This window comes from Drouetiella sp. (assembly GCF_059504425.1).
The window spans coordinates 100,435-122,953 of sequence record NZ_JCACIN010000111.1 but is presented as its reverse complement, the minus strand read 5'-3'; the positions used below and the strand labels follow the sequence as shown (position 1 = coordinate 122,953).

Annotated in this window: 15 protein-coding genes; 5 read left to right on the top strand and 10 right to left on the bottom strand. The window is 50.5% G+C overall.

Annotation, left to right across the window (positions count from 1 at the left end; translation table 11 throughout):
• Positions 1-362: 362 nt before the first annotated feature.
• Entirely contained in the window at positions 363-818 is a 456-nt protein-coding gene (locus AC5JMP_RS25410; RefSeq protein ID WP_495854292.1) for a molybdenum cofactor biosynthesis protein MoaE, read from the top strand.
• Here AC5JMP_RS25410 and AC5JMP_RS25405 read toward each other — a convergent pair.
• From AC5JMP_RS25405 to larC, 7 genes are all read right to left on the bottom strand, one after another.
• Positions 805-1,278, bottom strand: coding sequence for a hypothetical protein (locus AC5JMP_RS25405; protein WP_495854291.1), 474 nt, complete (start codon positions 1,276-1,278; stop codon positions 805-807). The two genes, AC5JMP_RS25410 and AC5JMP_RS25405, sit on opposite strands and share 14 nt — an antisense overlap.
• 24 nt (positions 1,279-1,302) lie before the next feature.
• Positions 1,303-4,419 (bottom strand): hybrid sensor histidine kinase/response regulator, encoded by a 3,117-nt coding sequence (locus AC5JMP_RS25400; protein WP_495854290.1) that lies wholly within the window; start codon positions 4,417-4,419, stop codon positions 1,303-1,305.
• Positions 4,420-4,469: 50 nt separating this feature from the next.
• Entirely contained in the window at positions 4,470-8,354 is a 3,885-nt protein-coding gene (locus AC5JMP_RS25395; protein ID WP_495854289.1) for a GAF domain-containing protein, read from the bottom strand.
• A gap of 36 nt (positions 8,355-8,390) precedes the next feature.
• Entirely contained in the window at positions 8,391-9,383 is a 993-nt protein-coding gene (locus AC5JMP_RS25390; protein WP_495854288.1) for a chemotaxis protein CheW, read from the bottom strand.
• 2 nt (positions 9,384-9,385) lie between these two features.
• On the bottom strand, positions 9,386-9,751 hold the full coding sequence (locus tag AC5JMP_RS25385; RefSeq protein WP_495854287.1) for a response regulator transcription factor: 366 nt from the start codon (positions 9,749-9,751) through the stop codon (positions 9,386-9,388).
• Between the two features lie 63 nt (positions 9,752-9,814).
• On the bottom strand, positions 9,815-11,206 hold the full coding sequence (locus AC5JMP_RS25380) for a response regulator (protein ID WP_495854286.1): 1,392 nt from the start codon (positions 11,204-11,206) through the stop codon (positions 9,815-9,817).
• 388 nt (positions 11,207-11,594) lie between these two features.
• On the bottom strand, positions 11,595-13,079 hold the full coding sequence (gene larC, locus AC5JMP_RS25375) for a nickel pincer cofactor biosynthesis protein LarC (protein WP_495854285.1): 1,485 nt from the start codon (positions 13,077-13,079) through the stop codon (positions 11,595-11,597).
• 199 nt (positions 13,080-13,278) lie between these two features.
• On the opposite strand from larC, the gene AC5JMP_RS25370 reads away from it, so the two are divergent.
• From AC5JMP_RS25370 to AC5JMP_RS25355, 4 genes are all read left to right on the top strand, one after another.
• Positions 13,279-13,923: an L-threonylcarbamoyladenylate synthase gene (locus tag AC5JMP_RS25370; protein ID WP_495854284.1), complete on the top strand. Its 645-nt coding sequence runs from the start codon at positions 13,279-13,281 to the stop codon at positions 13,921-13,923.
• Positions 13,924-14,015: 92 nt separating this feature from the next.
• Positions 14,016-14,141 (top strand): hypothetical protein, encoded by a 126-nt coding sequence (locus tag AC5JMP_RS25365; RefSeq protein WP_495854283.1) that lies wholly within the window; start codon positions 14,016-14,018, stop codon positions 14,139-14,141.
• A gap of 306 nt (positions 14,142-14,447) precedes the next feature.
• Positions 14,448-15,686: a HetZ-related protein gene (locus tag AC5JMP_RS25360; RefSeq protein WP_495854298.1), complete on the top strand. Its 1,239-nt coding sequence runs from the start codon at positions 14,448-14,450 to the stop codon at positions 15,684-15,686.
• A 498-nt stretch (positions 15,687-16,184) separates the two neighbouring features.
• Entirely contained in the window at positions 16,185-18,860 is a 2,676-nt protein-coding gene (locus AC5JMP_RS25355; protein WP_495854282.1) for a serine/threonine protein kinase, read from the top strand.
• Positions 18,861-18,984: 124 nt separating this feature from the next.
• Here AC5JMP_RS25355 and metK read toward each other — a convergent pair whose 3' ends face one another.
• The 3 genes from metK to AC5JMP_RS25340 form a co-directional block, all read right to left on the bottom strand.
• Positions 18,985-20,256, bottom strand: a complete 1,272-nt coding sequence (metK, locus tag AC5JMP_RS25350) for a methionine adenosyltransferase (protein ID WP_495854281.1) — start codon at positions 20,254-20,256, stop codon at positions 18,985-18,987.
• A gap of 224 nt (positions 20,257-20,480) precedes the next feature.
• Positions 20,481-21,221, bottom strand: coding sequence for an HAD family hydrolase (locus AC5JMP_RS25345; protein WP_495854280.1), 741 nt, complete (start codon positions 21,219-21,221; stop codon positions 20,481-20,483).
• A gap of 133 nt (positions 21,222-21,354) precedes the next feature.
• Positions 21,355-22,464, bottom strand: a complete 1,110-nt coding sequence (locus AC5JMP_RS25340) for a 30S ribosomal protein S1 (protein ID WP_495854279.1) — start codon at positions 22,462-22,464, stop codon at positions 21,355-21,357.
• Positions 22,465-22,519: the final 55 nt, after the last annotated feature.

The following is a 22,519-nucleotide window of genomic DNA, read 5'->3' as shown; positions in this document are numbered from 1 at the left end:
TTCCACTACAAAAGGCGATCGCACTCCTCTACTTAAATACCACTGTAATACTTAGGACATTTTTGGTGGAGCGCGAAGCGCTCCACCAAAAATGTCCTAAGAGCCTATCCCAATACTTCTTGGTTAACGTTCTATCCCGCCTGAAATTGAAATTCCAGGCTCACAGCGAAAGCCCATTGAAATGGACTCCAGGTGCGACCATAAGTGGATTTCAGTCCGTTTTAACGGACTTTCGCCATTAGCAAGGGAATTGATTCCCTTGTGAACTGGAGCTTAACCAAGAAGTATTGCGTCCTAACCGCCTTGGCGGTTGCTATAGATCAGCGTGTCAAAATAGATTCAATGTTTCAAGACAGTTAGCCATGAATCCGATCGCTACTCTTAACCCCATTTCGACCGCCGATGATTTTGCAATTACCTTTGCGCCTCTCTCGTTTAAGGAAGTTTACGCTCTAGCTGACGATCCTGCCAATGGAGCTGTTGTGCTGATGAGCGGCATGGTACGCAACCAGACCGGGGGCAAACCCGTGATAGCGCTGGAATATCAGGCGTATGAACCTATGGCGATCGCAGTTTTTAAGCAAATTGCTCAGGAGATCCGCCAAACCTGGAGCGATGTCACCCATGTCGTGATTCATCACCGTACGGGCAGATTAAGCATTGGTGAAATTAGTGTTTTGGTGGCGGTCGGCTGTCCACATCGTTCCGAGGCATTTGCTGCCTGCCAGTATGCGATCGACACGCTCAAACAAAATGCCCCCATCTGGAAGAAGGAGTGGTACAACGAGCAGGACTATAGCTGGGTTAAATGCTGCTGAGGTTTAGCAGAAAAACCATTCCTAACTGCGGCACGATCACGACATGGCTGGCAATACCACCCATGGCTTTGTATTGGGCAGGGGGTACCGCATGAGTTGACGCGACAGGCAGCTCCGCGAGGATAGGCGGCTGATCAACTGCGATCGCACTCAGAGTTTTGCCAGAAGCCGCGATTACGAAAAACCGTCCAGCAGTTGAAGAGGCATCAGCAGAGGAGGAACCCAAAGCTGCAAGCATCGGGCGCAGATCCAGAACTTGCAGCGGCTGATTACCCAGATAGACCAGTTGGGTTGATCCCATGCCCTGTGTGAGCGCGGTTTTGTGGATCACTCGAAGAACGGTAGCAGGCGGGAGCGCCAGCCAATGATTATGAATTCGGAAGGCGATCGCTTTATGAAAATCTGGCTTGGCGATCGACGGACTTTGGGGTGGTGCAGTGACGGTGGGCATGGATTTCATATTTTGGATTTCATATTTTGGAGCCTAGAGCGATGGCACCAGATCTGGTGCGGCAACGAGACTGCCTAATGTTGCCAAAAGCTCTTCGGGAGAGTAAGGCTTGCTGATGAAGGCATTGGCTCCAAGCTCTGTCGCAAATTGACGATATTTGCCAGTACTGCGGGAAGTCAGCATGACGACGGGGATAGCTTGGAGGTCGGGCGTTTTTCGGAGCTGGGTCAAAAATTCAAAGCCATTCATTCGAGGCATTTCAATATCAGAGATGATCAGATGAACGTCGGCATGTTGCTGAAGGTAGGCAAAAGCCTCTAGACCATCACCTGCCTGGGAAACGCGGTAGCCTCGTTCTTGCAGAGTTCTTGCGAGTGTGTGGCGTACCGTCAGCGAGTCCTCGACCAGCAGGATGTGAATAGGGAGACTGGAGGTGGCGACAGGTGTAGTGGCAGGCATTAAAGGGTCTGAATGCTGGGCTGCGTCTTGGGAAGAGAGAAGTTGAGATTCACGAGGCAAAGATTCACGCGACTGAGATCTACGAGCCTGAGATCCGCGAAACTGTTGCAGAAGAAACGCCGGATCGATAACCAAAGTCAGCTGACTATCGCCCAAAATGCTACAGCCATAGACATAGGGAGGAGGCGCGATCGCTGTTCCCAGCGGGCGAATCACTAACTCCTGTTCACCAATCATTTGATCGACCTGTAGCCCCCATACGCCATCGGGCGATCGCATTAGCAAAATTGGAGAGTGCACATTACCTTGAGGCTCAGTTGGGTGCGAGTAATGGAGCAGTTCAGACAGAGCATAGACCGGAATTATCTGCTCAGCCTGATCAAGCTGCCAGTGCAAAATCATCTGCTGGTTTGTCTGACTCAACTGGTCAGCCTTGGGTAGAATCACCTGCTGAATAGTATTGATAGACAAAGCGTAGGTCATACCTCGGCTCTGGCAAACCATCAGCCGGGTAATGGTGAGAGACAGTGGCAAAGACAGAATAAAGGTAGTTCCCTGTCCTGGACTGGAATTAACGGTAACGGTACCTTTTGCAGCCTGAATTTGCGCTTGCACCATGTCCAACCCAACTCCCCGCCCTGATAAATCACTCACTTGGGCGGCGGTCGAAAAACCCGATTGAAACAGAAACTCCGAGAGCTGGGCAGGGGTAGATTCTCTGGCTGCTTCTGGGCTGAGCAGCCCGATCGCTCTAGCCTTGTCACGGACTTTCTGCCAGTCAATTCCTTGCCCATCATCCCGAATTTCAATCAGCGTTCGGTTGCCCTGATGATATGCATGAATTTGAATTTGCCCTATCTCTGGTTTGCCGCTAGCTCGACGGTGTTCAACGGCTTCAATCCCGTGGTCAAAGGCGTTGCGTACTAGGTGTAGTAGGGGATTGTAGAGTTTCTCGGCGATCGCCTTATCTACCAACACATGGGTACCGCTTAGCGTCATGTTCACAGGCTTATCGTGAGCGACGGCAAGCTGCTGTAACACCCGTGGAAACCGATTCAGCACATCGCCCAAGGGCTGCATTCGCGCGGTTGTCAGATCATCTTGAACGCTAGTGAGCAATCTTTTCTGAGCTTCGCGGGTTTGCCTCACGGTGCGGATTTGGTATTCCAGCGTTTCTCCCACCATTTCTAGCTGTACTGAATCATTAAGCGCCGACTGCACCAGCCTATGAAAGTCGGTATATCGATCCATCTCTAGGGCATCAAAGGAATTGAGCGCACTGGAGGTGAACCGTTGAGCCATATGCCCTTCATAGACCCCTTCATTGGACAGAGTCAAATCTGACCAGCTTTGCAGCTCGCTGAGGGTGCGCTGATGCTGTCTCAGGTAGCCCAAAAGTTCTTGAACACCTAAGCGAAACTGAGCATCCTGATTGGTTTGCTGATTTTGGTTGATTAACAGCTCACCAGCCAAGTGATCGAGGCGTTCGAGCTGCTCAAGGTTGACACGAATGACAGGGGTGGGATCGGGGGGAGAGGCGAGGGGTGGCGAGGGAAGGGGGGAGGGGGGAAGGGGGAGTGAAAGGAGTGGAGGGGTGGGATCGGGGGGAGGGGAGAGGGGCGGTGGGGGAAGGGGGAGTGAAAGTAAAGGTGGCTCGGTAAAAGGGGGCGCGATCGCTTCATGCTGAGCGATTTGAGGCTGAGCGATTTGAGGCTGAGCGATTTGAGGCTGAGCGATCTCTGCCTGAATCGTGGAGCTAGGCTCTAGCGAGATATCTTGAGGCTGAGCGATCTCTGCTTGAATCGTGGAGCTAGACTCTAGCGAGATATCCCCAAAAAGCACATCCAAAGTCAAAAGCGCGATCGGATCGGGAGATTCGGGGGCGGTAAAAGATGATGAGGTTGAACAAGGCGGCTGACTGAATTGTTTGAGAGCTGGAGAAGGTGATCCGCCCTGGGTGCGATCGCCCCTTAAAACGGCTGCTTGTCCCTGGCGGAAATCGGCTAAGGCCAGTTCAGCAATCTGCTGGACTCGATCGGGATGGGCAGCCAGAGCGGTCAAGGTCATCTCAGCAATTTCACCAAATCCACTGAGCTGTAAAGACTCGGCTAAACCCAGAAAAACCTCCGCTTCAGCCTGTAGCCGATGGATAAGGATGGGGGGAGGTTGAGTAAGAGCGATCGCCAAATTCTGCAAACGCTGCTCGACCCCGCTGGCAAACATGGATTCCACCATGTCAAAACCGAGTTCGGTAGAGGTAGGCATCGGCGGATCGTGGTCAAATAACTCCCCAAACTTAACTTGCAGCCGAGACAGAACAGTAGCCGATCGATTCAACACATCCGATTCATCAATTGATGTGCCCATAAACTCCGCCATTAGCGGCTCTCTCAAACACTCGTATGCCTGAAATAGCAGGGTTTCAACTTCAGCATCAATGACGATTTCTGGGTTGTACAGCGCCCTAAACACATCCTCCAGGACATGTGCTACTGATTTAACTGTCTCTAACTCAATGCTGGCAGCGGCTCCCTTGAGAGTGTGAGCCGCCCGCATTAAGTTGTGAACTTGAGCTGGGGTGCGCCCTTGTTTCAGATTGAACAGTTCCTGTTCGATCGTTTGCAGCAAATCGTTGGCTTCGGAGAGGAAGTTGGCGTAGTCTTCCTGACGAATGGTAGAGGTAATGGGCATAATCGGGGGTTTTGCAGATTTTTGCAGCAGTTTTTTGGCGGTGACAAGACTTACAGCTTGAACTGTTTAACGGTGGTTTGCAGGTCGCTAGCAGTGAGCAAAAGCTGCTGAAATGAAGTGGCAATTTGTTCGGTAGCGACAGAGCTTTCGTTGGCGATCGCCACCACGTCTGTCATGGTCTGAGCCACTCGCTGCGAGTCCTGGGTTTGAGTCTGGGTGGCTTGGGTGATGTACTGCACAAGCTGGCTAATCTGAGCAGTGGCGCTCATAATTGCCGTCAAGCTTTGGCGGGTTTCGTTAACTAGCGTGGTGCCGTTCACGACTTGCTCAATGCCCGTTTCCATGACCTGAGACACCATGCTGGTTTCTGCCTGAATTTCCTGAACCAGTTTTTCAATCTCAGTCGTCGCTTCTGCCGACTGCTGAGCCAGAGAGCGGACTTCATCGGCAACCACAGCAAATCCTCTGCCGTACTCGCCCGCTCTAGTTGCTTCGATCGCCGCATTTAGCGCCAATAGCTGGGTCTGAGTCGTGAATCCTGCAATTAGGTTTACGACCTTAGAAATTTTCTGAGAAGATTCGCTCAGGCGCTTAATCTTCTTGCTAGTTTCTGACACCGTCTGCCGAATAGCCTGAATTCCCTCCACCGTGCGGTTCATGGCGGTGTCGCCCTGCTGCACAGTATGGTTGGCTTGCTGGACGGCAGTTTCCACCTGTTGGGCACTGCTGGCAACAGCTCGTGTTCCTTCTGCCATGGTCTGAATTTGCGCTAGGGCTGCCGTCATCTGCTGCGATTCTTGCTGGGCACCTTGCGCTAGCTTGGCAATCTCGCTGCTATTGCTTTGAGAGGTATCGCTCATGCGGGTGGCGGCATCCTGCACCTGCAACACAATCTTTCGCAGAGATTGGAGAGTGTTGTTGTAAGCATCGGCGATCGTTCCCATCTCATCTTCTGTAATCGGCGCACGGACTGTGAGATCGCCCTCCAGAGCCGGACGTACTGCCATCAAAAGCTGTACAGCCCGCTGCTGAAGCAGCTCTTTGGAGGCTTTTTCTCTCGCTGCTGCCTCGGTAAGCTGCTGTGACTGCACCTTGAGTTGCTCGGTATATTCAGCCTGCTGGAGGGCAATACCCAACTGGTTTGCCACCTGCATCAGCAGATTAACTTCCCCCTCTTCCCACACGCGCGAACTGCTATTTTGAAAGGCAGAAAGCAGCCCCCAAAGCTGATTTCCCTGGAAAATAGATACTACTGCACAGGCTTTCACCTGATAGCCTTCTAGGGCTTCTACATGGCAATCGGTCATGAGCTTACGAGGAGCTTGAAGGTTGAGGTGTCCTGCTTCCCATAGCGTTTCGCCCAAATAAATGTCGTCCACAACCAGAGGAATATTGTGGCGAAATCTGCCGCCCTGATGTTCTCCAATGTAAGGATCTTCCCAGCCGCTGCCCGTCAGGCTAGGGTATCCGCCCGTTACTGACTCTGCGGTAAAGTCACCAAAGAAATCGGCTCGAAATTTGTAGATGGTGACACGCTCTACGTTTAGCAAACTCCGGACTTCTTGGGTTGCAGCTTTAAAGATGGCTTCAATATCCAGGGTGTTGCGAATCCGGTTGATGACGCGGGCAAGTGCCTGCTCCCGATCGATCGCCCTTTGCATTTGCAGAGTTTTTGCTTGGGCTTCCTCAACAAATTCTGTCTGTTGCAGCGCAATCCCCAACTGGTTAGCAATTTGCATCAGCAGATTAATTTCTGCCTCTTCCCATCGCCTTGTGCCTGTGTTTTGAAAAGCAGAGAGCAAGCCCCAAAGGTTCTTTCCCTGAAAGATGGCAACCACAGCACAGGCTTCTACCTGATAGTGACGCAAAGCTTCAACGTGGCAGTCGCTCAGGGGCTTGCGGGGGGCTTGAGCCTTCATCTGCCCTCCAGTCCAGAGGGTCTCGCCGATGCGAATATCGTCTACGATCAGCGGCTCGTTTTTGCGGAACCGTCCGCCTTTATGCTCACTAATGTAGGGATCTTCCCAGCCGCTGCCCACAAGTCGGGGGTAGTTGCCAGAAATTGTTTCTTCAATGAAATCACCAAAGAAATCGGGACGGAATTTATAGATGGTGACGCGCTCTACGTTCAGCAAGCGGCTGAGTTCTTGAGTCGTCACTTTAAAGATGCTCTGCACATCCAACGTGCTGCGGATTTTTTGGATAACGCGATCGGTTGCCTTTTCTCGCGCCATCAGTTTTTCAAGCTGAACTTCCTTAGCAGCAACCTGCTCAACAAATTCTGCCTGCTGGAGGGCAATACCCAACTGATTCGCAATCTGCATCAAGAGCTGAATTTCTACCTCTTGCCAGTTGCGTGTGCTGCTATTTTGGAAGGTAGACAGCAATCCCCAAAGTTTTTGCCCTTGGAAGATGGCGACTACCGCACAGGCTTGTACCTGATAGTGTCGCAAGGCTTCAACGTGGCAGTCGGTCAGAGGCTTACGCGGAGCCTGAGTGTTGAGTTGCCCCCCTGCCCAGAGGGTTTCACCCACATGGATGTTGTCTACAATTAGCGGCTCGTTTTTGCGAAACCGTCCGCCTTTATGCTCATTAAGGTAAGGATCTTCCCAGCCGCTGCCCACGAGTCGGGGATAGTTACCGATGACTGTTTCTTCAACAAAATCGCCAAAGAAATCAGGGCGAAATTTATAGATGGTGACGCGCTCTACGTTCAGCAAGCGGCTGACTTCTTGAGTTGTGACTCTGAAGATTGCCTGCATGTCTACTGTGCTGCGAATCTTGTGAATCACTTTGGCGGTTGCCTGTTCTCGTGCCGCCACTAGCTTAAGCTGCATTTTAGACTGAATAAACTGCAATGCCAGGGTGAGCTTAGCGGTAATATCGGTAAGCAGATAAATTTCTTGCTCTTGCCAAGCACGCACCTGCCGACACTGATGCACCACGAGCAGACCTTGAACGCGATCGTTAACCATGATAGGAATTGCCAGACTCGCCAGAATCTGGAACTTCTCGAGCAGCTGGCGGTGATAGGCAAACACGCGATCTGGGTCTTGACTTTGCAGCGTTACAAATTGTCTGCGGGCGTAGTCACGAACATTTTCAGCTCCAAATATCACAGCAGGGAGCTGCTCGCCTTGCATTGGAGTCCAGGCAGGGGCGATCGATTCAGTCAGAACTGTTCCTTTATTTTCAGTGTCGAATCCTAGAACGATTACCCGGTCGGCATGGAGGCGATCGCGAATTTCATTCACCATCATGGCAAACAGCTCGTCTTGGGTATCGGCTCGCTGCATATGTTGGGCGATCGCGCCTAGCCACTCTCGATTGGCGGCAAACTGCTGCTGGACAGTGGCAGAAAGCTGTCCCTGAAACTGATTCTGAACGACATGACCTAGCTTATCTAGGACAGCAGGCAGCTTGTCGAATTGATTCAGCTTTTCCACAATGCCAGGATTATTTGAGAGTCCTGCTTTGGTCAGTTCAATTTTGAATGCCGCCTGAGTTTTTTCCATCTCTTTACGGACAACCTGAATGACTGACAGCGCCGACTGAATTGCAGCGTTGGGATCAGGAGAATGTCCAACAGAGGCGTAGCTGGCAGGTTGAGCGGTACGACTGCCGTCACCTGCTCCATATCCATTGCCATTACCCGATGCGCCATGACTCGATACGCCATGGCTTGATGCACCATGACTCGATACGCCATGACTCGATACGCCAGACACGCCGCTATCTGGACTTTTGATGCTGTAGCCCTGAGAGCCATTGCCCTGAGAGCCATTGCCCTGAAAGCCATTGCTCTGAGAGTTATCTAGAGGTGGGCTACCAAAGTACTCGGCTGCGGTGGGAAGCCTCATAGGAGATGCAATTGGCTCTTCTGATGGTTCCTGAAATAAGGTAAACAAATCCTGATCGAAAAGTGGGGTGTTCACAGAAATAATCTCCAAAAGCAGAAAAAGTTAGGACAGTTAGGCAGCATGAACTTGCAATCGAGAATCAGCAATCAAGGCGTTGGCATCTAGAACCGGGCTACTAGAACGAACGAGGTAGCCTTGAATGAACGGCAGTAAAGTGGGTGGAAAGAGATCGATCGCCGCAGACTGAAGCTGTCTAGGGTTGTGGCTTTCAATGTCAATAATTTCAGGAACAATGAGTCCTAAGGATTTCCCTTGAGCCTGGATGACGATCGCCATCCATCCCAAAAACTGCTCTGAGTGATTTGCATAAGCGGCTTGTGACGAAAGCGCGTTCTGCTGAGCAACGCCTTGAAAGCCAATTTGCAGCCCTAGATCAACCAGCCACAGGATTTCTCCGCGAAAGTTGCAGATTCCCAGCACGGAAGTTGGCATATCGGGAACAGGCAAGATTCTCTGAGGATGTACTTTCATGACCTGCCGAATGCTGGCTAGAGGTAACAGCGCTGTCTCTGAACGGCTAAATGAGAATCGTAGAAATCGTAATTCTGTTTGATCGGCATCAACGGCAGAAATGGGCTGAATCAGAGCTGACAGATCTGCCTGCGCCTTCTGGTTCAGCCAATCTATCAGAGAAGTAGGAGCAGGCGATGGGCGATCGGGCAACGGGCGATCGCTGCTCTGAATTCCGCTCTGAATTCCGCTTGTCTGAGCCATAGCCTTTTGAACAGGTGCGATCGATCGCTCTTGGCTCCAGGCAATATGAGGTGTGCCTATTTGCCGACAGCTCACCTTCAAGGTTTTGAGGCTGCTGAGCTGTAGCCTCAAAACCGTACGATAAATGCTAGACATGAGCGGCTCTGGATTAGGAGCCTGAATTGCTTCAATGAACACATGTAGACCGCTGCCCTTCCAGCCTACCTGAGCCAACATCCTTTGCCGCTTGAGGTGGCGATTCATCAGGGTGGCGATCGCTCTCGCATCGCCCTGGTAAGCTAGCTGCAAGAGATGGGCATGGTTGTGGCTGTCATCTTGTGACTGCGCCATACCTATCTCCCTATCAGACGGCTGATGGTTTGCAAAAATTCCTGCTGATTGACGGGTTTCGGCAGATAGGCATCGGCTCCTAACATGTTGCCCCACATCTTATCTACGTCAGTATTTTTGGTGGAACACATGACGATGGGAATTTTGCTGGTTTCCTGGTTTGCCTTGAATTCGCGGCAAAGTTCAAAACCGCTCTGTCCCGGCAAGATCACATCTAGAACAATTAGGTCAGGTTTTTGCCAATTCAGGCAATCCTGCGCTTCTTCACCACTCTTGGCGCTGATCACCGACAAACCTGCCTGCTGGAGATATCGGGTAAGAATCTCGGATTCCGTCAAACTGTCTTCAATTAACAAAACAGTACTCATAGGATGAAATGCTCCGGTAACGGTGTATTGAAAGAAGCTGACGCTTTTGAAGTAAACGTGCAGCTACGGAATCGCAGAGGTTTCGCTCATGCCTTTTTGAAGAAGTAAGGCGGTAGTTTCACCCATCTCGTAAGTGTTCCCTGGAAAAGCAGGCTGCTCAACAAGAATGGATCTATCAACAGTGTTCTGTTTAGATGAAGTGACAGATGGAGTGGAATTGGGCGCTATGGAATTTGGTGCGATCGGTAAGTATTGACGGACGATCGCCAGCACCTTCTCTGTATTCACAGGCTTTGACAGGAAGTCGGACGCGCCAACTACCCTGGCACGCACTCGATCGACAATGCCGTCATTTCCCGTCAAGATCACAACCGGGGTATTTTTGAAGGCAGACATCCGACGAATCTGAGAGCAAATTTCGTAGCCGCTGGCGATCGGCATTACTAGATCTAGAAAGATCAAAGCTGGCTTGTTTTCCAACAGTAGCGGTAGAGCATGAACCGAATCCTGAACGCTCACATAGCGATAGCCAGCTGATGTCATGATCTGCTCCATTAATTTGCAGACTGACAGGCTATCGTCGATGCAGACAATCAGCGGGGCGTTAATTGCAGGAGAGACGGCTGTCGTAGGTGCCGCTACCGGAGGATTGGGCGTAGACACGGCAGCAACTGCTCCGCCTTCGGAGCAGCCGGGAGGCGGAAAGTCTGGCATTTGGCACAGCTCAATCAAGTCTCGCTGAATGTGAGGTGCCAACACACGGGTTAAGGTAAGCAACTCTTGCCCTGTGGCTTTCGCTAAGTCTCTCAGGGTTAGATCCCCGCGCATCAGCGTTTCTAGCGTCTGATAAGTTTTGGCGCTCACGGCTTGCTTCAAATCAGCCGGACGCTTAATCACGGGCACCGCATTCGGCGAATAATGCACCAGTCCTGCACTATTCCACTCGCTCCAAGACTGTCGCGCTTGCTCAAGCACTTGCTCTGCGCTAAGAGGTGCTAGCGGATCGCCAAACTGCTCCTGTTTGTCAGGAGCGTAGCTAATTTGCGTAATTTGCTCGCTAGCATGGAGCAGATCAAACAAGACTTCAAAAGCTGCCGTTTGAATGAGAGAGATTACTGTCTCACGTTTAATATGCTGCCGTTTAAGCAAGACCGATAACACCAGATACTCCCAGTAGCGCGGAAGCTCTTTTTCCTTGGGCTGAATAGCATTGGGGTGAATGGTAGGACAAAATTGCTTCATCAAGCGATGCCAGCGTCGAAATCGGTGCTCGCCCCCTGCTGTCCAAATTAACCGACCTAGTCGAAAGTAGAGACTCCACTGCCTTTCGTTGGCAGTCAGGAAATCCAATCTACCGCTAAATTGGGAGTGAGCAACACTTTGAAGCTGATTTGCCAATTGGGTAACAGTAATCCCTTTCACCGATCTCGAAACTTCATTTACACAATTCACCATAAGTCTCACCATCCTTGAGAACACACTGACATCCCTGATTTCTGCATGTCAGAATTGTTCTGATACCGATTAGGATTTGAGAACAAATCGAACATGGGAAAATGATTCAGAAGTTTCCAGATAGCGGATGCATTGTCGGAAAAGCGAATCAGGGAGGCTATACGCAATTGAAAGCTATAAACAGCCTATATTTTTCAGCACATTGCCTCAATCGTAATCCTGCGGAATTGTACGAAGGCGATCGCCCCCACCCTCGCTTTTCTCATGAATTTTCCGTGCTTGTACTTAAGCTTTGCCCTACGTGCGCTGCTGGTTTTACATATGAACTTTTTTGAAGAAGCGCTCTGTGTCCCTTTCAAAAAAATTTATACCTAGATTCAGCACCGCCCTACGTACTCTGCTGGATAGGGCTAGCTTGATGAGATTGCCATGCCTGTAAAGCCATGCTGTGAATCTCTCGCCAGGAGAGGTGGTTCTGCTGAGCTATCTTTGCGCAGTCCTCATACTCAGGTTGAACATTGACGATCGCCTCCCCTTTCTGCCAACGTGCGATCTTGATGCGAACCTGACCATAGGGAGTTTCTACGGTCTGAAACTCTCGCTCTAGCGTCATTCGCTGCTGAGTTCTGTATCGAATGCCCAGCGTTGTGGTTTCTCGAAAAATGATGGCTTGGCAAGTCTGCATCTGTTCTGGGTAGCAAATTACGGTCAGTAAGATTCCCGGACGAGACTTTTTCATGCCGATCGCTTGGGTAAAAACATCTAGTGCCCCTGCCGCCAGCATTACGTCAAATAAATAGCCGATCGCTTGTGGATTGAGATCGTCAATTTGAGTTTCAAGAACAGATACAGTATCTGAATCTGTAGAGTCTGAGGCAGATAAAGCGGTTGCTTTCGGCTGCTCTATACGTTGCTCAAGAGAATGCTGCTCAAAAGAATGCTGCTCAAGAGAACGCTGCTCAAGAGAACGGAGAGATTTTTGGCTTTCGCCAATCCACAGGCGCAGGATATTAGGAATTGGAAAATCGCGAGAACCTGCGCCCAAGCCCACATGCTGAAGCGTCATGGGTGGAATCTCACCAAAATGGGTCGCCAGTGTAGTGACGATCGCCGCTCCGGTTGGCGTTACGAGTTCGCGATCGATGCCGTTGCTGTAGAGAGGAACCTGCCGCATTTCCCAAAGCTTGAGGACGGCAGGAGCCGGAACGGGTAAACGACCGTGAGCTGCCCAAATTGTGCCGCCGCCCACGGGCAAAGCCGAACAGTAGAGGTGATCAATGTCTAGCCAGTCTAGCCCCAGACAAGTGCCGACAATATCGACGATCGCATCAGTTGCACCTACCTCATGGAAATGAACTTGTTCAGGGGCAATGCCATGAACTGCTCCTTCAGCCTCGGCAAGCCGACGAAAGACTGCCAAACTCCAGCTCTCAGCACGAGCGGGTAAGCCTGCCGATTTGATTAGGCGCTCAATTTCGGGCAAATGACGGGTAGCGGCATGAGCATGGGAGTGAGCATGGGAGGCTTCATGGGAATGGTCACGATCGTGTCCATGGGATGCTCCGTGTGAGTGGCTCTCTGAATGGGAAGGATTAACTGTGTGTAAATATGGAATAGCTTGGCTGGATTGTTTGAGAGGGGCGTTCTCATCTCCTCCCTCCTCGATACCATTTGCCAGCTCAACATGGACTTTAGTCGCCTGTTGTCCGTTCCGGTGGACTGGCTCTGCCCATAGCCTAAACTCATCCGTTATTCCCAGAAGCGCTAACTTCTCAATTAGATATTCCAGGGGCACTCCTCCATGCACTAGCGCTCCGAGGCACATGTCTCCCGCAATTCCGGTTGGGCACTCTAGGTAGGCAATTTTTGTCATGTTTATAGAGTCTTTATTTAATTAAAGTTGCGCCACTGAGAGGTATAACTAATACGCTGTAGTTTTCTATACGAGGTATGTTTTGAAAGAGCGTAGTCCGCAGCAAGCTTTCGAGCCACGCTTTCTCAAAACATACCTGATTTGGAACATTATCTGAAGCCTCTCATCGCAAGAGCAAGAAGGTTTTAAGGAGAGAATAATGGCTACTGTGCATCAGATCCATCCAGACAGCCCTCAAACGCGAACTGTTGATATTGTTCGAGATGCCCTGCGGCAGGGTGCAGTCATGCTGTATCCCACAGACACGGTTTATGCGATCGGCTGCGATCTCAACGCCCGATCGGCGATCGAGCGTGTCCGCCGCATTAAGCAACTCTCGAATGACAAGCCGCTGACGTTTCTTTGCCCTTCGCTTTCCAACGTCTCCGAGTATGCCTTGGTCAGCGACTCTGCCTATCGTCTGATTCGCCGATTGGTTCCAGGCCCTTACACCTTTTTGCTGCCTGCTACCAAGTCGGTGCCTCGGCTAGTGATGAACCCTAAGCGCAAAACGACGGGTATTCGTGTCCCTGATCACGCTATCTCTCAAGCCCTCTTGCAGGCGCTTGGCAATCCCATTATTTCAACCTCTGCCCCCAGCGCCTTAGAAACACAGGATAGCTATCTCTCTCCAGCTGAACTCTTCGATCATTTTGAAAAATTGGTAGACATTATTATTGATGATGAATCGTCGATCGGTTCTCAGGTTTCTACCATTCTCGATTTAACTGAAGTTGAGCCAGTTGTGGTTCGTAAAGGCTTGGGATGGGAGACGATCGCCGATTGGATCACGGACTCTGCCTAAGGAAAGTCGATTTACTCAAAAAAACTGCCCATACCACCTGAGAAACTGTCTACTCAAATAGCAAAATCCCTACCCCAGGACAAGAAGGAGGGATGAGTTCCCCAAGCCAAGCTCAACCCAAGCTCTTACTCTACTCTGAAGCTATAGTCGGCATCCGCACTAAGCTTCATCGCACCAAGGCTTTCACACAACAATTGCCGGATCAGGAAACCATTTGAAAAAGTGCCACAGCAAAAAGCGGCAATCCCCGTAGTTTGAATCTGCATAGGTGTAGAGAAAATACAGCGGGGCAGAAACAACTATCCGGATTTTGAGTTCTAAGGTCTTAGCCAGGCTCAATATCAAACTCGTTACGTCGTCAAACTTGTCGCTTATCGCTCGTTTTCGAGTTTGCCCCCTGCTGCTGTCGTGCACTACCACCTAGGCAAGCCATGAACCGTGAACCCATGAACTCCCCCAGTTCTTTTACTCCAACGTCACTCAGCGATAGCGATACCCGCTTTCGTGTATCGGTAGGGCTGCATATGGAAAATCAAATGACGATCGCCCCCACAGAACTAGATTCTGCTCCATCAGATGCAAGTCCGGTTGAAGCTGAAATCTTAAAGTTAGTTCAACTTCTGCTCAATGAATTTCAGGCAGAGCTACCCGCGCTATCGAACAATGTCCGAGCGGTGATGACTCGCATTGCCGTTGAGGTCGATCGGATTTGCAGTAAAAGCGATCGCATTCAAAGCTCTGGACAAATACAAACTTGGCAAATAACGCTTGCCAAACATCGATTACAGAAATGCCTCAGCTACTATAGCCTTGGCTCTCGGCGCGGCAGAGTCGATCTCCATAGCCACCTCAGTACGATGGTCTATCGCCATATTGTCGTTGGGCAATCGCAAATGGGGTTTTCGGCGCGCTATGGGCTGATTGAAGACTTTCTACAAGGATTTTACATTGAGGCTCTTAAAGCTTTTCGGCGAGAGAATGAGCTGACCTTAGACTATAGCCCCCGTACCCGCCTGGAATTAGCGGAATATATGGCTTTTACCGAGCACTATGCTAAACGCCGCATTAGTCTACCTGGACGGCGGAGCCAGCAGCTTGTGGTGCTGCGCGCTCAGGGTTTTGCCCACCGTCAGCCGCCTGAAACGACGCTAGATCTAGAGCTAGCCGTAGAATCTGCTAAAGGTGAAGATGCTGAAATGCACAGCCGATCGCCCGTCATGCAGCAGGTGAGAGAGCAGATGGTTGCTGATGCTGTTGATCCCACAGATTCGGTGGTGCGCGATCGCGTTATTAGCGAACTCACTGCCTACTTGCAATCTCAAGGGCAAATCGACTGCGTTAATTACCTGACCCTAAAGCTACAAGACCTCTCGGCTCCCGAAATTGACGAGATATTGGGGCTATCTACCCGTCAAAGAGACTATCTTCAGCAGCGCTTTAAATACCATGTAGAAAAATTCTCGCGATCGCACCGTTGGCAGTTAGTTCATCAGTGGTTAGGTGCCGATCTAGATCAAAATTTGGGAATGCCCCAGCAGCAGTGGCAGATTTTTACTCAGCAGCTTACCTCAGACCAGCAGCAGCTTTTGCAGCTTAAAGCCAGTAAGGCAACCGATCAGGAAATCGCTAAAGCGTTGCGCTGTACGGCTAAACAGGTGCATAAGCGATGGGTGCGTTTACTAGAGCTAGCCTGGCAAGCTCGAAATAGCAGCATGGTTGAGAAAGATAGCGGTACTGATAGTCCTAGTCTAGATAAAGATTAATGTTTATGATCCTGCTGCCCTAAAGTCTCTATCGGAACCCTGTAGACTAAAACTGCGGCTCTGAAATTGCAGACAACAGGGCAATTGTCGGCTAAGATTTACGAGGCAACGGATGTGCATTATTTCTCAGCATCTTGCTTTCGAGCAACGCTTTGGGGTGGTTGCTGACTTTATCTACCAGGCGTGGTCTCTACCAGGTGCATCTCTGCAAGAGAAGCGAACCTTCTTAAAATATGTCCATTTCATGCAATACAGATATTTGCAATACGGCGAAAACATGAGGGTTTCTGCTATTGTTTGAGCGATTCATTGCTAGAGGTGCACTCGTACACTTTGCTTAGCTGCGTTTCTTCCTCTATCTTTAGTTGGGTGCATCGTGCATTCTCATTCGCGGTAGATTCGTGGAAGAGAAGGCGATTTTGGCTCTTCCATACCCAGGTTTGAAATGCTATCCGGACTTTACATTGATAAAGGCATTTAGCAATAAGGAGCTAGAGAGTGACGGCAGGATTGGAGCTAATTCCTGGAACCCACATTGATGGTCGTTATCGCATCCAGCGAGTTCTGGGGCGAGGCGGCTTTGGGCGTACCTACTTAGCAGCAGACGATCGCCGCTTTGGCGATTTGTGTGTGCTTAAAGAGTTCGCACCTAGCAACCAGTCTGATCCCGTTGTTGCTCAAAAGCTTCGCGAACTGTTCCAGCGAGAAGCAACGGTTTTGCACAAGCTCAACCACCCTCAGATTCCGCGATTTTTTGCGGTGCTTGAGGAAAACGATCGCCTGTTCATTGTGCAGGAATACATCAACGGCAAAACCTATTGGCGCGTGCTTCAAGAGCGACAGCAGCACCGGAAAGCGTTTACGGAAGCCGAAATAGTTAAGTGGCTCAGCGATCTGCTCAAGGTTCTGGACTACATCCACGGAGAAAATATTGTTCACCGCGATATTGCTCCTGACAACATCATGCTGCCTCGCGGCAAAAAGCTGCCCGTCTTGATTGATTTTGGCGTGGTCAAGCAGGTGGCTACCCACTTTTATGGCATGAGCGCTATCCATCCCGATGGCTTGATTCAGGCTTCTGTCTCGGTGGGTAAGTTCGGCTATGCGCCCTACGAGCAGATTCGTATGGGGCAATGTTCGTCTAAAAGCGACCTGTACGCCCTAGCGGTCACGGCTGTGGTGCTGCTGACCGGTAAGCCTCCCAATCTATTGATTGATCCCCGATCGCTAGAGTGGAAATGGCAGTCTCAGGTGAGGCTAAATCCGCGTCTGGTGGAAATTTTAGAACGGATGATGGCAGAGAAGCCTCAAGACCGCTATTCTTCGGCAAAAGTTATCCTGCGAGATTTACATCTAATGAGTCGATCGGTAGCGGCGATCGGTGCAATCTCCGCTCACTCTTCCCGCAGTTCTCTACCCAACTATGGCTTGGGTGATGCGCTAACCTCTAGCCAAATCAGACATACAGGTATTCGGCTGGTATCGCCACCTCATAATTTTCCGGTGGCTCAAGGTGAGTTGGCACAGGTTCAATCTACGAATGGCGTTTCTGACAAGCTGGCGATCGGATTTACCCAGAGCCAGTCCACGCAAGCCACTCAATTAGTGGGATTGAATACTCCAACTGAAATTCAAGTCCAAACGCACTTGCTTGAGTCGGAAGTATCGGAAATGTACGCTTTCCATTCCAGTGCTGCGAGAGCTGCCCGTAGCACGATGACTCCCATTACAACTGCACCTACGACTTCTAGAGTGCTGATGAAACGGGACAAACAGCCTCACCGACCGCTGAAAAATATCTTGGCGCTGGGTCTTTTGGCTCTATTGCCGCTGAGTGGCGTTGTGGTAGGCGTGCGATCGCCCTATTTAGCGACGCTCTGCTACGCATTCAACAACTGCGCTGGGGATCAGCAGTCGGAGATCCGCTACCGTCGCGCGATTGAGCAGGCGGTGAGCGCTAAAACTCTTTCTGAGAACGCCCGCAATTTGTCAGATTTGCAAAGCGCTCGCGATCGCATGGCGGATTCATTGTCCCAGCTCGCAGCCGTTTCAGGAGGCAGCAAAGTGTATGCCGAGGCACAGCAGATTTTGCTTAGCTACCGCAGTACGCTTGAAGGACTGGAAACTCATCTTGAAAAAGAGAATCGATCGGCTCAGCTTCTAAGGCGGGCAGAGGCAGAAGCAGAGAGAGCCGCCGAGCAAACCAAGACGGCGAAGACGCTTAAAACCTACGCAGCGGCAGAGAGAGAGTGGCGGCGTGCGGTGCAGACTCTAAAAGCAATTCAGCCTGATACGTTTGCTTCTAGCCAGGTGTCGGCAAAGTTGCAGGAATATGGTGCGCGCTGGCAAACCGTGAGCCTGCATGTGCCAGATTCGCCTGAGCGAAGACAAACCTCAGAATGGTTGCAGTCTCGAATTATCCAGACGGCGGCTCGTCCCGCTCAGCCCTCTGGAGCGTCGGGAGCGATCGCATCGCCTATTCAATCTAGTCTTCAGGTAGATGCTCCCCTTATTAACAGTTCAGGATTCGTCAAGCAAACGCCCTACTCTCCTGATTCCATCACCAAGAACAGACCAATAGATTCGCCTCATTTTAATTCATTACCTGAGCTTCAGCTCTCTGGCAATTCAGACGATCGCTCTACTCGCTCTGCCCCTCGTCGAGAGGCAAATGTACCGTTGATTTCGTCCATTGACCGTTCTCGCAGCATTTTGCAGACGCTTGCGCCCAGAGCAGGATCGCAAGCTGCTCTCGCTACCCCCCTGTCTATCGCAGCCTCATCTGTAAGCAGTAGCCCATTTTCCAGCTCCCTTTCGACGGGTAGCGTCCCCCTCTCTGCCTTGCAAACTTTGAATAATGTATCGATCGGGTTGGACGGTGCTTGGATTAATCCAGGCGGAACCTATGTAGCAAACCTGGTGCTGGAAAACTATAGCGATCGCACCTTTGGTTTTGTGCCTCTGTTTGCCGAGGTTAGAGATGCTGGTGGTCAGGCAGTGCAGTCTAGGATTTTGCTGCGCGGCGTTCAAGATGGCATGGTCGAACCTGGCAGCAAGTTGAGAGGGCAGCTATTTCTACTGGATCGCCGCTGGAAAAACTCTGGCGGACAAAATCTGACGCTAGTTATTCGAGAAGGCACGAGCGGCAGCCGCAATTTTTATCTCCCCTTCTAACAATCTCTGGGAAGACTCATAGCATTACGTAATTGAGTTATAAAAAGGGCGTTGCTAGTTTTAGGAATGCTTTAAAAAGCAGGGTCGCGACGCGACCCTGCTTTTTATCCACAGAGCTAGTAATTTAGAGAGCTAGATGCCTAGCGCCAGAAAGCATATGGCTTGCGGCCTGCTTGAGCAAATCTGCCTTATCAGTTTGTTCCCAGGGAAGGTCTAGGTCGGTGCGCCCAAAGTGACCGTATGCCGCCACATCTTGGTAGAACCGCCCGCCCCGTTCCGCCGGGAGGGTGGTTAAACCAAAGGTTTGAATGATACCTGCTGGACGCAGCTCAAAGTGCTTTTTCACCAGATCCAGAAGGCGATCGTCGTCAATTTTTCCGGTGCCAAAGGTATCCACCATGATGCTGACGGGACGAGCTACGCCGATCGCATAGCTAAGCTGCACCTCGCATTTATCTGCCAACCCTGCTGCCACAATGTTCTTGGCTGCATAGCGACAGGCATAGGCAGCACTCCGATCCACCTTTGTAGGATCTTTGCCCGAAAAAGCGCCGCCGCCGTGGCGTGAATAGCCGCCGTAGGTATCTACAATAATTTTGCGACCCGTTAGCCCTGAGTCACCTTGAGGCCCTCCAATGACAAACTTGCCTGTGGGGTTGACCAGAAAGCGCGTTTGACTATCTGGCTTGATGGCAATATCTTCAAAAACAGGCAGCGCTACGGCTGTCCATAAATCTTCTCTGATTTTGCTTTGCACGGCAGCCGTATCAGTGATGCTTCCAATAGCTTCCGTATGCTGAGTAGATACCAAAATTGTATCAATGCCTACAGGCTTGCCATCTTCATAAATGACGGTTACCTGAGTTTTGCCATCGGGTCGTAAGTAAGATAACTGACCCGTTTTGCGGACAGCTGCCAGCTTACGAGACACTCGATGTGCCAAGCTGATAGGCAAGGGCATCAGTTCAGGCGTCTCGTTGCAGGCAAAGCCAAACATCAAGCCCTGGTCGCCTGCGCCGATCGCATCTAGCTCCTCTTCACTTTTTTGTTCACGGGTCTCGTGAGCTTTGTTAACACCTTGAGCAATGTCCGCAGACTGCTCATCAATTGCCAGCAAAACAGAGCAGCTATTGGCTGAAAAGCCGTTTTCGGAGTCGGTATAGCCGATTTCCGCAATTTTTTTTCGCACCAGATTAACAAAGTTAACCTGTGCCGAGGAGGTAATTTCTCCAGTCACAAGCACCAGACCTGTATTGACAACGACCTCAGCTGCCACGCGACTGCTGGGGTCGAGGGATAGTAAAGTATCGAGAATGGTATCTGAAATCTGGTCACAGATCTTGTCTGGATGACCTTCTGTAACGGATTCGGATGTAAAAAGATAACGACGAGCCAAGGAGATAACCTCGCTTTATTCTAGACGGCTGAGATAGATAGAACTTCTTGGAGAATGCATCCCTGCATATCAAATCTGCTGCTTCCAGTCAATGTGAAATACGCCCAAGAAGTCCATAATGAAAGGGCGGCTAGTTCTGGAGAATATCACACTTCTAATTTGTTTAAGGTAAACCAAGGATGTGGGTTGTACCAAATTGTATATGGAGTGAGTAAAGGATTTTTCTAGGTTAGGACTTCAATCTGAGCAAATTTCTCGATTTGCACGTCAGCTTGGCTCAAGCTAACGGCTGTAGACCAGCCTCCGGTAAATCCAATAAAGCCGATCGCCCCTAAATTACGAGCCACCTCAACATCCGTTGCAGCATCGCCCACAACTACAACCTCCTCTGGCGTCACTTCTAAAAAAGATAGAATTCTCTGAAGCAGAACAGGATCGGACTTACTTCTATACCCGTCAACGCCAAGCTGAATTTGAATATGGGGTGCGAATTGATAAGCCTTGGTAAAAGCCTCAACTTGATGCGTGCTATCAGCAGATAAAACAGCTATCTTCAAGCCTTTTACCATTAGGGTTTCCAAGAGCTGTGCAGCGCCTTCGGTTGGCGGAGTCTGCTCCGCCTTACAAAGCGAGTGCTTGTCCGCCTCGCTAAAGGCTGAGCGGACAATACTCAGAGATTCTACCCAGCCACGTCCAGTTTCGGCGACATAGGCGGCGGCAGCAACCTCATTCTCTTGGCGGGTACCCACTGCCGTCAATCCAGCTGGATCGATGCGATCGCCCTCTATCCCAAACGCCATCAGCAAAGGCTCCTGAACGCCAGGAATTTGAGCATCAATGAGGCGCGATCGCCGTTGAGCTAAATTGCGCAAAAAGGCTTCAGAGTTCGCCAAAGTTCCATCCTTGTCAAACAGAATGGCTCGGACGTTATTAAATTGGGTACCTTTACAGCGAATAGTTGCCAAAATTCTGAGTTTTTCCTGAGTTCTCTTTGCAGCAAACCCCAGCTATCTATAGAACTGCAAAAAGGAGGAGGATTCCCTTCTCCCTCTGCTTTAATCTACAGGTAGACGCGATGATTAACGCAATCATCGCGCATTACGCCTCCAGTTTATGCTCTGACTCCAGTTCGACCTCATCAACCGAGTCAACTCCATCGACTGACTCATCTACCTCAACGAGTGCATCCACATCAACCAATGCATCTTCATCAATTGACATATCCACATCGACTGGCTCTTCCGCCTCTTCCATAGCGCTAGGAATATCCAGTTCCTCATCCAGAACCTCTTCCTCTACCGCAGCTTTGGGCTGTGACTGCTGCAACATCCGTTCGCGATACTTTGCAGCCATTTCCTCAGCTTTGTCGTAGACAACCTGTGGATTCTTCACCATATCGCCAGGTTCAGGCTCTAGCTGCTTGGTCGAGAGTGAAATCCGTCCGCGCTCGGCATCTAGGTCAATAATCATCACTTTGACTTCATCGTTGACATTGAAAACGCTGTGAGGCGTATCAATGTGGTCATGAGAAATTTCAGAGATGTGCAGCAGACCGCTAACGCCGCCTATATCGATAAAAGCACCATAGGGCTTAAGACCGCGTACTGTACCAATCACAACCTCGCCGACTTCCAATCGGTTCATCTTGCGCTCAACCAGCGCACGACGATGGCTCAGAACCAGACGGTTACGATCTTCATCAACCTCCAGGAATTTCAGCGGCAGATCTTCTCCAACCAAATCTTCCTTGGGCTTGCGAGTGCTGATATGAGAGCCAGGAATAAAGCCTCTTAATCCTTCAATCCGCACAAGCGCACCGCCACGGTTTGTAGCGAATACAGCAGAGCGCACAGTAGCATCTTCAGCTTGCAGCTGCCGCACTCGTTCCCAAGCGCGCATATACTCGATGCGGCGAATGGACAGCGTGAGCTGACCGTCTTCATTCTCATCGGTCAAGATGAAGAACTCGCGAGTTTCGTTAGATTGCAGAACTTCTTCAGGTGTGTCTATTCGGTTGATAGACATCTCCTGGATAGGGATGTATGCAGCCGTTTTGGCACCAATATCAATCAGAGCGCCCCTTGGCTCAATGCTAAACACCGTCCCGGCTACAATGTCTCCAGGACTAAAATGATAGTCATATTTGTCTAGGAGAGCAGCAAAATCTTCGTGGGTAAAACCAATATCTGTTAATTCCTGATTGACCATGCGATGTGTTTCCTAGTGGCGATCTCCGTAGTAGTAGTTGTCAATTTCGGCGCGT